This is a genomic window from Desulfitibacter sp. BRH_c19 (assembly GCA_001515945.1).
Taxonomy (GTDB): domain Bacteria; phylum Bacillota; class DSM-16504; order Desulfitibacterales; family Desulfitibacteraceae; genus Desulfitibacter.
Genome location: LOER01000011.1, coordinates 22,506 through 35,052, shown reverse-complemented (window position 1 = coordinate 35,052; position 12,547 = coordinate 22,506). Strand labels below are relative to the sequence as shown.

11 protein-coding genes are annotated in these 12,547 nt (G+C 36.0%); 1 reads left to right on the top strand and 10 read right to left on the bottom strand.

Annotated features, from left to right (window positions below; genetic code table 11):
* Positions 1-173 precede the first annotated feature (173 nt).
* From APF76_14700 to APF76_14675, 6 genes are all read right to left on the bottom strand, one after another.
* The gene (locus APF76_14700; protein ID KUO52872.1) at positions 174-839 is read right to left on the bottom strand and encodes a hypothetical protein; all 666 of its coding nucleotides are present in this window, start codon (positions 837-839) and stop codon (positions 174-176) included.
* The gene (locus tag APF76_14695; protein KUO52871.1) at positions 832-2,802 is read right to left on the bottom strand and encodes a hypothetical protein; all 1,971 of its coding nucleotides are present in this window, start codon (positions 2,800-2,802) and stop codon (positions 832-834) included. Before APF76_14695 ends, APF76_14700 begins: the two co-directional genes overlap by 8 nt.
* 166 nt (positions 2,803-2,968) lie before the next feature.
* Positions 2,969-4,429 carry a trimethylamine methyltransferase gene (locus tag APF76_14690; protein KUO52870.1) on the bottom strand — a complete coding sequence of 487 codons (1,461 nt, stop codon included), beginning with the start codon at positions 4,427-4,429 and terminating at the stop codon, positions 2,969-2,971.
* A gap of 29 nt (positions 4,430-4,458) precedes the next feature.
* Positions 4,459-5,943 (bottom strand): trimethylamine methyltransferase, encoded by a 1,485-nt coding sequence (locus tag APF76_14685; GenBank protein KUO52869.1) that lies wholly within the window; start codon positions 5,941-5,943, stop codon positions 4,459-4,461.
* Positions 5,944-6,384: 441 nt separating this feature from the next.
* Complete coding sequence (locus APF76_14680) at positions 6,385-6,660, bottom strand: Veg protein (GenBank protein ID KUO52868.1); 276 nt, start codon at positions 6,658-6,660, stop codon at positions 6,385-6,387.
* A 117-nt stretch (positions 6,661-6,777) separates the two neighbouring features.
* Positions 6,778-7,653: a hypothetical protein gene (locus APF76_14675; protein KUO52867.1), complete on the bottom strand. Its 876-nt coding sequence runs from the start codon at positions 7,651-7,653 to the stop codon at positions 6,778-6,780.
* Between the two features lie 196 nt (positions 7,654-7,849).
* Here APF76_14675 and APF76_14670 point away from each other — a divergent pair, with 196 nt between their 5' ends.
* Entirely contained in the window at positions 7,850-8,605 is a 756-nt protein-coding gene (locus tag APF76_14670) for a hypothetical protein (protein KUO52866.1), read from the top strand.
* A 262-nt stretch (positions 8,606-8,867) separates the two neighbouring features.
* Here APF76_14670 and APF76_14665 read toward each other — a convergent pair whose 3' ends face one another.
* The 4 genes from APF76_14665 to APF76_14650 form a co-directional block, all read right to left on the bottom strand.
* Positions 8,868-9,341, bottom strand: coding sequence for a hypothetical protein (locus APF76_14665; GenBank protein ID KUO52903.1), 474 nt, complete (start codon positions 9,339-9,341; stop codon positions 8,868-8,870).
* Positions 9,342-9,356: 15 nt separating this feature from the next.
* Positions 9,357-10,205: a hypothetical protein gene (locus APF76_14660; protein KUO52865.1), complete on the bottom strand. Its 849-nt coding sequence runs from the start codon at positions 10,203-10,205 to the stop codon at positions 9,357-9,359.
* A gap of 132 nt (positions 10,206-10,337) precedes the next feature.
* On the bottom strand, positions 10,338-11,300 hold the full coding sequence (locus tag APF76_14655) for a hypothetical protein (GenBank protein ID KUO52864.1): 963 nt from the start codon (positions 11,298-11,300) through the stop codon (positions 10,338-10,340).
* Positions 11,301-11,516: 216 nt separating this feature from the next.
* Positions 11,517-12,527, bottom strand: a complete 1,011-nt coding sequence (locus APF76_14650) for a hypothetical protein (protein ID KUO52863.1) — start codon at positions 12,525-12,527, stop codon at positions 11,517-11,519.
* Positions 12,528-12,547: the final 20 nt, after the last annotated feature.

The following is a 12,547-nucleotide window of genomic DNA, read 5'->3' as shown; positions in this document are numbered from 1 at the left end:
GTACACAGAAAAGTCTTCTAGTATCAGTAAAAGTAATACTGTTACAATCTTTGAGGTCCCTATGAAATATTAATGCAATACCTTAAGTTTTTCACTAAAATATTATTTAATCAGAACCTTTTAGAAGTTCACTTTATTATTACTCAAAAGGCCTGATTTTCAATTTTTTTGTATTATAGAAAGCTCCTTGACATAACCATTTGCCCAGGTGGAGTGACAATAAATTCCCTATCCCATTCTCCTGAAACAAGTTTTTCTAAAAGTCTAAGTGAACCTTCCTTTTCCTCAAAAGCCACCCCTAAAAAATCTGCTACTTCCTTAGCATGTTCCACATATTCAGGTGGCGAATCTACTGTATGAACATATACAATTCTTTTATAGTTTGCATATTCTGTATCAATAAGCCATTTTGCAGTACTTTCATCGTATTTATCTATATATTCTCTATAACTGTCTAAAGGTCCTGCTTTTTGATCAATCCAACCTTTACTTAAATAGTAAGTCGCTGGAAAGCCAGCAAATTCTTTGTCATATATATTTCTTGACCCAAGCAATATACTTATACAGTCATGAACCTTTGGAATAACTAGCGTATGCTCGTGAGAGCCTAAATTAGCCGCTCCATTAGAGCATAACCCGTATCCAAAAAGAATAGTATCGTATCCCCTAGCATCTTCCTTTACTGTCTTTTTCAATTCCTCGCGTAATTTATCTGGAACTCTGTGTAATGCATATTCTATCATCTTGCAGTCAATATTATCTTTATTAACTGCCTTAATTTCATCCTCTAGAGTTTTGCAGGCAACTATTAACCATTTGCTTTTGTCTTGTTTAACCATTGTTTTCTTCCCAGTTGGGTCTTCCAACAGCAGTTACTAATATTTTAGTTTCAACGTATACCTCATCTGCCCAGTTAGCAGCGACTTTACCATATACGTCCTTTCTTTCAGAAAAAACCTCTATTTCCCCTGCTCCTGCTTTCTTAGCATTTATTTTTGCATATTTTAATGCTTCATCCATCCCATATTCGCATGCATCATCTAAATCAATAAACCCTTTTCTTTGCCAAGGCAAGTGAACTATAAAGCCACCTTCACTACCCGGTTTTATTAAACAATGAATGGTTTCCATAACTTTTCCTGTGGCCGCACCTACAGCATTTGCAACTTCAGCATTTTCTGGAATGACAAGTGGACAGTTTAAGATTTTTGACACTTCAGGTAAATAGGAGTTTACCGGAGCTCCTATTGCAACAACAGGTATTGGAACGGTAACCTGACATTGAAAAGCATTTTTCCCCTGATTAAGAATTTTATCTAAAAAAATATTTGTACCCTTTGTTTCATCCAGCGGTTTATAGCCTTCCGTTTTAGCTAACGTCTGTAAGATGGTCATGGTAAGATTTCTTATAATTGCTTTCATAAATTCCTGTGCCATCTCATTTATATCTATACTAATCTGATTAGCAAGCATTTGTACCCCTAATTTAGCAGCCTCTGTATCCCATTGGTTAAAATGCCCGAGTACATGAAGAATATCAGTAGGTGTTAATGAAATACGAGCAATTATTCCCTGAGTTTCAAGGGTTTGTACAGGTAAAAAATTTGGATCCTTTTCCATTATTCTAGAGAGATAATGCAAACTATGCGGCCCTCCTCTAAGAATCTTAAGCAGTTCTTTCTCAGGAAGTGATAGATTAACATTTTTATTAGGTTCTCTCAAAAAAATGAAGCAATCGGTGACCTGATTGTATAATAATTCCCTTCTATCATTTAATACCATGGACAGCTCTTGTTTTAAATATGGAAATCTTTCAGCAGCATAGCTTAGTGGCCATACTCTTCTTGGTCCAATTATAATTTTCCGGTCCTTCGTCTTTAACTGTATATAACTGTCCCCACCAAGTCCGAAAGTATTAATGTCAGCTGCTAAAACCCTTGTTAGCCAACCTCCAACTGTAGCACCTTCCGAATTTAATTTGGGCGATCCATTTTCCAGAAGCGCTATATCCGTGGTAGTTCCTCCCATATCAAAAACAATTGCATCCTCAATATCAGTTAAAAAAGTTGCACCAACAATACTAGCCGCAGGACCTGATAGAATTGTTTCTATAGGTTTTTCTATGGCAACACCTTCACTCATCAAACTACCGTCACCTTTAACAATCATCAGGGGCGCGTTTACACCTTGTTTTTGTAACACATCCTTAACCGAATGAATTAATTCTGTAATTATAGGTATTAATCGCGCATTTAATGCAGCTGTAACTGTTCTTTCCTGAAATCCTAAAGTAGTTGTAAGCTGATGTGCACACACTACTGGCAAACCACAATGCTTACGTACTAAACTAGCTGCAAGTAATTCATGCTCTGGGTTTCTAACACATAAATACCCTGAGATAGCAATAGCTTCAACCTCTTTAGATAATGATTTTATTGCCGATATTACTTTTTCTTCATCGAATGGTTCCTTTTCCTTACCCTTGATATCATGTCCTCCTGGAACCACGACAAAATTGGATACAGGTAATTCACCTAGAGGTTCATGCCCAATTAGGATAACACCAACTCTACCCCCACGACCTTCTACAATTGCATTTGTTGCCAAAGTCGTAGATAAGGCTATCATTTTTATTTCGTTCTTATCAAATGTAAGCCTTTCTATACATTTTCCTATTCCTATAGTTAAATTTTCTCTTGTTGTTCTTGCCTTTGCCTTATTTACAACTTTTTGCTTAGAAAATTCTACAATAACTCCATCAGTATAAGTTCCCCCTGTATCAATCCCTAGAGCTATCGCCACTTTACTCACTCCCCTTAGCTAATATCAAGAGACAAACATCAAGATGCAAGAAGCAGAAGCAAGAAACAGAAGTAATTGGTATGAAGCCAACAATATTCAAAATCTTGCATCCTGCATCATGTAAAACTTGCATCTTGAGAACATTTTGCTTCTTGATTGATGTTATTTATGCATTTAATTTAGATTCTGCACGTTCAACTATTGCTCTAATTTTTTTCTGAACATCCTTTGGCAGGGGATCTGGCTCGTAATTTTCAATTATATCTCTAGACTTTTCATTTGCAACCTGGGTTAACGTTTTAGATCCAGAAGCTTCCCACATTTCATAACGTTGACGGTTAATTAGTGATGGGAACCAGCTCTCTGTCTTAAAGTGACGGAATGTATGGTCTTCTGATAAGAAGTGACCTCCAGGACCTACCTTGTCAATAATATCAATTGCCAATGTTTCTTCATTGATTTCAATACCACGAGTCATTCTTCTAGCCATACCAATTATATCATTGGCTATACAAAGTAAATCTAAACTGGCAGTTGAACCATATTCAACATAACCAACATCGTGGTTTAAGTTTGGTCCTGACATAGCTGTCATTGCAATACTTAGTGCAGCTTCAATTCCAGCTTGCCCATCAGGAATACAACTGTCAGAACATCCAGCGGTTCCAAACATAGGTAGTTTCAAATAGTGAGCCATGTCTGCCAAAGCTGACATTAATAAATTAAATTCTGGTGAACCATATGCAAATATTGTACTCTTCATATCCATTATAGTAAATACCCCACCCATAATAAAGGGGGAACCTTCTTTTGTGTTTTGATGTAGTACTAATCCACTTAAACTTTCGGCAAGACCATTAGCCAAAACTCCTGCCATAGTTGCTGGAACAGTTCCACCTGCCATAACACATGGAGTATAAACAACAGGCAATGACTTCTTAGCAGCAAGTATCAGCTTGGTAGCTGCTTCCCATGCATGCTGTAATGGTGAAATTGGCTCAGCATATAAAGTCATAATAGGATTTTTTCTTAACTCTTCTTCTCCACCAACAACTATTTCACACATCTCTATTATATCAGCAAATCCGTAAATGTCATGTGCTGTTGTAACAATTGGCTTAGAAGTATTTAATATTTGTGCTTCAAATTGGTGTCTGTCTGATATTAAAAGGGGTACATCCTGCACTATTCCTAAGGACATAACAAAGTCCAAGTTAGGCAGCGCATCAATTACCTTACATGCCCAGCTTACCGATTCAGTAGAAGACCTCTTTCTTTCTCCTGTAAATGGATCAATATAGTATGGTGTATCTGAACCAGTACCAAAATATGCATTATTCCCCTCTAAAAGTACATCTCTACTTCCAGTACGGCTGTTACACAAAGTTACTCTATGAGGAACAGTTCTTAAAGCTTTATCAACTATATATGATGGAATTTTCACGTTAATTCCATCAACATGACAACCTGCCTTTTTCATAATCTCTATGGCTTCATCGTCATGGAAGGTTACACCAGTTCTCATAAGGATTTCTTGAGCTGCTAACAACACCTCTTCGCACTGACTTGGTGAAAGTACATTTAACATTGTACTAGCATTTGCTACATAATTACTCCTTGCTCTCATATTGAACTCTCCTTTCATTAATTATTTTATTATGCTTTCTTGGACTTTCCAGCTTCTCTTGCTTCAGCCTTTTCAATAATAGCATCAATTTTATCACAAACGTCATTAGATAGAGGTTCAGTTTTATGGTTGTTAATAATATCTTGAGTCTTTTGCTTCACTCTGTCACCAAATGACAATCCGCCTTGCATTTTCCACTCATCATAACGAAGGCGACTGATTAGGGTTGGCCACCATGTTTCTTTTCTAAAGTTTTCAATTGTATGCTCTTCACCCAAGAAGTGTCCTCCAGGGCCAACTTTATCTACAATATCAACTGCAAGGTGGTAATCGTCAACCTTAATACCTTTCATTATTCTTTTAACCATACCAATTATCTCATCATTAGCTACCAATAGTTCTAGAGAACCGCAGTTTCCATATTCCATATAGTTACAATCATGAATAATATTAGCTCCACTTAATCCAGCCATAAGATTTGAGAAAGCGGCTTCTGCAGCCCACTGAGCATCTATACACTTAGAATCTGTACAACCGCCAGTACTAAACATTGGTAATCCAATATAATTAGCTACATCAGTTAAACCAGCAGAAAGCAAACTTAATTCAGGTGCTCCATAAGCAAGGATTGAGCTTGCCATATCCATGGTAGAAATTAAACCACCCATTATAAAACCTGATCCTTCTCTTACTGCTTGGTTCGCAACTAAACCAACTAAACTATCTGCAACAGAAATTACTAATGATCCTGCCATTGTAGCTGGAGCAACACCACCTGCAAAAGTACATGGAGTATAAATAACTGGGATGTCCTTTTCAGCTGCAAATATAGCTTTATCAATCGCCTCTGCAGAATGTCTTAATGGAGGACTAGATTCTGAATATAGAATAATAAATGGTCTTTTTTGTAATTCATCTAGGCCGCCAGCTACTGCTGATGCCATTTCAATAATGTCATTATACTGATCAATTCCAAAACCCCAGTGAATAATTGGCTTTGTTGTGTTACGAACAAGTGCATCAAAGGAGTGAACGTCTGACAAAGTTGGGGTAACGTCCATTACTGTCCCGTTATCCATAGCATATGATATATTTGGTAATGCATCACAAACTATCCCAGCTTTTGCAGCATCTGATTTTTTAGGCCTTCTTCTTTCCCCAGTAAATGGATCTAAAGTGTATGTGTTTGTTGGTCCTGGGCCCCAATGTGTACTCTTACCCTCTAAATACATGCTTCTATTACCATCTCTATCGCAAATAGTTATCCTTGATGGTGCACTCCGAACTGCTTTTTCCACAACCCTCGAAGGAAAACGAACACGATTACCATCTACCCAGCAACCAGCTTTCTTGTAAATTTCTAGTGCTTCATCACTATAAAAGTCAGCCCCTGTTCTTTCAAGGCACTCCAAGGCTGCATAGTACACTTCTTGACACTGATCTTTACTTAAGACACTAAAATTTACTGCTTGATTAACCTGATAGTTGGCTCTTACGTAATTGCTTTTCACAATTAGTCACTCCTTTTTATAATATTTGGATATCAAACTTTATTGATATCATTAACCTACATGTTGACAGAATTTAATTTGCAAAATCATTTCTTGTTTAGTTTTCCAACCCCTCCTTTATTTAATCCTTATAGTTTGTTTAAAAGTTAAAAATATTATTTTTTACTACTGAGATACCTCGTGTTTTTTAAATGTATTTTTAATATACTTTTCTATATTATCTGAATATTACCTTGGTAATATTCAGTCATTTTTGGTATTTATTAAAATCACATTATATTTAATTTTCTGAATTTAATTTAATTTACTGACAAATTACTTAATTGCTTGATGAACTAGTGGCATATTTGCTCTCAAAATACAAAAAAGAAACCAGTAATTTGGTTTCCCCAACTTATATTTTCTGATAGTACGAAAAAACCGGGTCAATAGACCCGGCGTTTATTATCTTTCTCCACAAACAATTTTCTTATCTCCGTCTTCTCTACAAAGCGATAGCTCTACTGTTTCTGTTAAAACATCACTATAACTAAAAGAAACTCTTCGTCCTAAGCATTTCTTTTCATCCAATTTAATTACAAAAATATTGGGGTACGTTTGTTCTAAAATACCAACTCTTTCGATTACTTTCCTTCTACCACGATTGGCCTTTAGGCGGATCCTCTTTCCAACATATCCATCTAAATCTTGTTTAATGTCAGCTAGTACTTTTTTTGCCACCAAAATACCACCTTCTTTCCTATACTACAATATAATACTATAATTAATAGAAGGTGTCAAGGCATAAACTACATTATACTTTATTATTTTGATAGCTGTCAATTAATAATTTTGTCGTTAATAGTTGGATTTTGGAAAACCCACCCTGTAATGCCCCCAAGTATCTACTCCTCCAATTCCATCTTTTCCTGTGATAGTATTGTCAACGGCTTCTTCTATGTCAACTTTTTGATAAATAGATGTATATGCAATTTTTTCTGCGATATAAACTGGATCAAATGCATGAACTAATATTCTCTTGGGCGAAGTAGCAAAATTAGCTCCTGCTTCAACAATAGCCTCATAGAAAGACTGGCAAGCTCCTGCAATAATTACAAGGGCATCTCTGGATGGTTCAATTGATCTTATTTTCCTGACGGCTTCAACAAAATATTTAGAGGTTTTATAATTAGTTACCTCGTCATAGTCTTTTATGTTTTTCCTTAATGCATCGTGCCCCGTAAGAACCACAATATCTGGTGAGTAGGTTTTAATTAAATCAATAGACTTCTTAGGTAAGTCTTTTTCTGGTACATGCATCCCAACCACAGGTACCTCCAACATATTATAAGCATTGATACATTTTTGCAAATAATCCTCATCCCCATCAAGATGAAGAACCTTCCCTGGAATTTCATAATAATATTGCATTACTCCATTATTTCTCACAAAATTGGCCCTTTTACTTCTATCTTGATCTATTTTCTTTAATACCTGCCGATTAAGAACTATATTTTGATGTCTTTCTTCTAAAATTTCTTCAGGTTTCAATAATTCTAAATCCTCTATTTTGGAATCTGCCAATAACCTAACGTTCATTCCCTTTAAAGAACAGATTGTTTTCCCCTCTTCCATCGATAAATATATAACTTTAAATTTTATATCCCCACCATAGGATTTTCTTTTCACATAATCATTAACTTTTATTCTTTGGCTCACATTAATACCCTCCATTTTGTCATGCTTTTAATATTTTATGATTAATGACTAGGTTTTCGTGTCAAATAGGATTAATTATCTTGTTATTTGCCGTGGTAATTGTTTCTATGTATACCATTCATTTGTTAATGCTTTCACATACAAAATTAGGTTATACTTTTATGCAAAGGAGGGGATAGTCTTCACTACAAATAATTTAGCATTTAAGGCAATGAAGATTATGATGTTGGGATTATTTCTTATTCTTAGCATCAGCACGGCTATTTTAGCTGCTAATTACACAGTTAAACCAGGCGACAGCCTATTTCTTATTGGGGAAAAATACGGCTTAACACCTCAGCAAATTCAATCAGCAAATGGCTTAACTGGAACAGAAATTGTTCCAGGACAGGTATTAAGCATTCCTGCAAATAATTCTTACACGGTTGTAAGAGGAGACACTTTCTACTTAATAGCTAAAAAATATGGCATTTCATCGCAGCAACTAATGAGCCACAACGGTTTAACAAGTAGTTATATTGAACCTGGGCAAACTCTAACTATACCCAGTAATAGTGTAGCAAAAACTCGGGTAGCTACTACCGCATCACGTGGTGGATCAGCGCATAGTTTTTCCCGAGAAGAAGTAACTCTTTTAGCACGTACTGTATATAGTGAAGCAAGGGGAGAACCCTATGAAGGACAGGTTGCAGTAGCTGCTGTAGTACTCAACCGAATAAAACATTCGGATTTCCCCAACAATGTTAGAGGTGTCATTTTTGAACCTTTGGCTTTTTCAGCTGTAGCAGATGGTCAATTTTGGTTACAACCTAACCAAGCTGCTTACAATGCCGCTAATGATGCTCTAGAAGGTTGGGATCCATCAAATGGTGCCCTATACTACTGGAATCCCGTAACAGCAACCAGTAAGTGGATATGGTCAAGAACTGTAACCCATCAACTTGGAAAACATGTATTTGGATTCTAAAAGATATACATTAAAGAAAAGGACCGAGCTACCGGTCCTTTTCTTTATATTTATTATGCAGTATTCTTTCTGAAGCCTGGATAAAAAGGTCAAACATTTTCCTTCGTTTATATTCTTCTTTTATTTCTCTCTTTGGCATAGTTCTCATCTCTCATCCTTCTAAGATGCAGGAGCCAGTTCTATAGAATTCAGGATACAATTCTGTCTTCTGTCTTCTGTCTATAAATATTATTGCCATAGAAAGAGGAATCAATCACTTCACTCAAAATTTTGTATGTTTATCTGCTACTGTCGAAGCACCACATGAATCTGGTTTTATTTTTGCATTAAAACCACTTCCCGAAACCATGCCAACAATCTCCTTAATTAAAGAACGTGTCTCTCCTTGATTTCCCATATCAAGATGGATTTCTACATTAAGTTTCTCTTGGCCTCTCTTTGCTAGAAAATCAGCAACCTTACTGGCAGTTTCTAAACTAATTGCAGCTTCATAAAAAAGCTTTTGCCTAAGGCTTGCTATTTTTCTTTGCCTTTTCTTATGGTAATAATACCTGGCACCTTTACCTACCTGGTGAATAATAATCGCTGTGACAAAGCAAGCATAGGTTTTAGTATGGGAGTCAGTCCCTATTATGAGGTTAAATTTTTCATCCGGTTTTGTCTCCATGAAATCAAGGATATCTTCCAGAACACCTTGAAGAGGCATGGGGCCTTTACTTGGACTGATAAAATTAATTTTAACCACCCTCTTTTAAGCAAGGTGAACAGCTAAATTAGCTATCTCTTGCAAAGATAACTCTTCCATTCTTTTCTGAGGACTAATGTCACTAATTAAACATGCCTCTGTAATAGCTTCTCTTGTTAACCCTAGTGGAGAGTTGGACAAACTGTTAAGTAGGGTTTTTCGTCTTTTACCAAAGCCAGCCTTGATTATTTGAAATAAAAATCGTTCATCCTTGACATCTACCAAAGGTTTGGTTCTCTTAACAAGCTTTATTACTGCAGAATCAACTTTTGGCTTAGGGATGAAAACCGTTGGAGGAATTTTGGCTACTTGAGAGACTTCTGTATGGTACTGTACGCCTAAAGTCAGCGCTCCATAGTCCTTTGTTGCTGGTTTTGCTACCATCCTAGCAGCCACTTCTTTTTGTATCATAAATATTAGCTTATCAACCTTAAATCCACTTTCTAATAAATACATAATTATAGGGGTAGTTATATAATAAGGCAGATTAGCCACAATACTGTACTCTTCTTCAATTCCCCGCTCTTTCATTATTGCATCAAAATCTACTGACAGGGCATCCTCATTAATAATCTCAACATTAGGATACTGTCCAACGGTTTCTTCAAGTGCAGGAATTAACTTTTTATCTAATTCAATAGCTATAACTTTTTTTGCAACCTGAGCTAATCCAACGGTTAAGGACCCTATGCCTGGTCCTATTTCAACTACATTTGCTCCATTAACGTCAGCTTCTCTTATAATTTTTTGTATTATATTATTATCTATTAAGAAATTCTGTCCCATTCTCTTTTTGGGCTTTATATCGTACTTATCCATTAGATACATAAGTTTGCCCACATTCATTAATTCCATTTCATCCTCTTTTCTATTTCACAAGTATATACAAATTTAGTATAAGTATAACCTACTTTTTGTTGCCCTACAAATATTCCTAAGATTATTAAAAAGAGTATCTGATGTCATCACCAGATACTCTTTTAGCTCTTAATCTAATAAATATACTTTAACAGTTTTTATTCCCCATTTACGTGCTTCCTCGTTTGTATCAACAAATACATCAATTCTATTTCCTTTAATGGAGCCTCCTATATCCTGGGCAATGGCCAAGCCATACCCTTCAACGAAGACTTCCCTTCCCAATGGTATTATACTAGGATCAACTGCTATTGTACCTCTTTTTGGCATAACTCCTGTAGAGGTAGGGCTACCAGTATGGGTATATGCAGTAGCAACCATTGTGATTGAAGTATTATAACTACGTGATACAGACCCAACATTTACTCTATCTCTACTCCCCTTGGCAACCAACCTATTTATGGGTTCTGCAAGTAATCTTTCCTCAGTTAATATACGCTCAGTTTCTTCCCCATCAACTAAAGTTACTTTATATATTAGCTCCATTTCGCCTTTTTTTCCTTCTTTAACTACCTTAGTAACTCCATTATCTAAACTAGGATCTTCCTGATATTCTGTTTCATATTCTAATATTTCATTAACAGTCTCAGTTTTTTGAATAATACGCGTTATTTTTATGCTTTCCGTCGCAGTTATTTTAGTATCAGGTTGGGGCGAGACCTCATCAAATTCGCCTATTTGTATGCTTGCATCAGCTAATATCTTAGCTACAGTCTTTGGTGTTGTATGTATCGTAATATTAGTAGAGTCCACCTTAACATTAACAGGAAATGCTCTCACAATTTCCACGGTCATCCCCGAAGTAATAGGGGTATCCAGGTCTTCTGATATATAATCATGGGTGCCTAAATCAATCCTTTTATGTTCCAAAAATTCTCCAACAGACCTCTTGGTAGTGATAGAACTGATCTCCTGTCCATCAACCTTTAAAACTATATTTTTATAGTCCATTGTTAATCCCAGTATTATTACAAGAGCTATTAAAGCAAGGCTAAGATAAATTTTGCCCTTCCAGCCCTTCAAACCGCTCATAGCTTCACCACCTTGCATACCTATATTTTATCCTTAGTTGATCAATTAGGCAATTCCAATTTTATCCAGAATATTTTATATGGGTTAAGACCGGATCTTCTCTAAAGGAAAGGGGACACACCTGTGACTAGAACCAGGAATGTCCCCAATATGGCTAAATCAGGTGGAGTAGAGTCTCCATCTGATTCCCCGATGTTCAGCTTTGCCTGAACGAGTTCACTCTAAAATGTAAATTTTTACCTCACGCCTGCCCCAGGTAACTGCCTTGTCATGGGTATCCATAAACACATCTATTATATTTCCTTTAATCAGACCACCCGTATCAGCGGCAGTTGCATATCCGTAACCTTCCACATACATTTTAGTACCTAATGGAATGACTTTAGGATCAACTGCAACAATACCTTCATAAGGCCATATTCCAGTATATGTCGTATTTCCCGTATGTGTATAGGCTGTTGACTCAACAACCATTTCCTTTGCAACTCTTTGAGTTTCAGCTAGTCCACCATATCTTGATGCGTTTTGGATCCTTTCTTTGGTTCCAAACTCCATTATTTGGTTTTGAGGCTGCTTAATTATTTCTTCATTTAAAACTTCTTCCTTTATTGGCACATTGTTTTCATAGGTTACTTGTACAAATTCCTTCTTTAATCCTTTTTCTCCAGGACTTATTATGTTTCTCTCTCCTCTAAATAGCTCATGATTAGGCTGTAGCGCTGTATTAAAAGCTATTTCTACATCTCTTTCAAGGGTTTCTGTCTTAACTCGAATAACATTAACGTACTTTACCTCTTCATCCACAAAAATATTGCTTTCAAGTTTATCATTCTCTTCTAAGACTATTCCTTGTCTCTGCAGAAGATACCCCATATTCACAATTGGCATGGAAATTTTTTCTTCTTTTTGATCTACATAGACATTTAGTACTTCAGTTTCAAATATATGAACTTCCATTCCTGCTATAATTTTTGCATCTAAGTTTGGCACTACAAATATTTCCTGTGTTTTATCTATTCCTACTTCATTTATCACTTCTCCAACAGTTTGGGATGTAGTATATACTTTTTCCATATTATTTTGATGATATATAATTACTTCTTTAGGCGCTAAGGCTGCACCTAATGCAATCATCAGTATTAAACTCACAAAAACAAGTGTAGTAACAATTGTTTCCTTACTAATAAATCTTTCAATTCTTTCTTTTAAGTCTTTCATATCTCTCACCTCTAAAACCCCTGCCTCCT

What these genes read in the sequence shown, in the direction of transcription:
- APF76_14700 (KUO52872.1), bottom strand. Translation starts at nt 839, where the DNA reads ATGGTTAAACAAGACAAAAGCAAATGGTTAATAGTTGCCTGCAAAACT.
- APF76_14690 (KUO52870.1), bottom strand. Translation starts at nt 4,429, where the DNA reads ATGAGAGCAAGGAGTAATTATGTAGCAAATGCTAGTACAATGTTAAAT.
- APF76_14675 (KUO52867.1), bottom strand. Translation starts at nt 7,653, where the DNA reads ATGGAGGGTATTAATGTGAGCCAAAGAATAAAAGTTAATGATTATGTG.
- APF76_14670 (KUO52866.1), top strand. Translation starts at nt 7,850, where the DNA reads ATGAAGATTATGATGTTGGGATTATTTCTTATTCTTAGCATCAGCACG.
- APF76_14660 (KUO52865.1), bottom strand. Translation starts at nt 10,205, where the DNA reads ATGGAATTAATGAATGTGGGCAAACTTATGTATCTAATGGATAAGTAC.
- APF76_14655 (KUO52864.1), bottom strand. Translation starts at nt 11,300, where the DNA reads ATGAGCGGTTTGAAGGGCTGGAAGGGCAAAATTTATCTTAGCCTTGCT.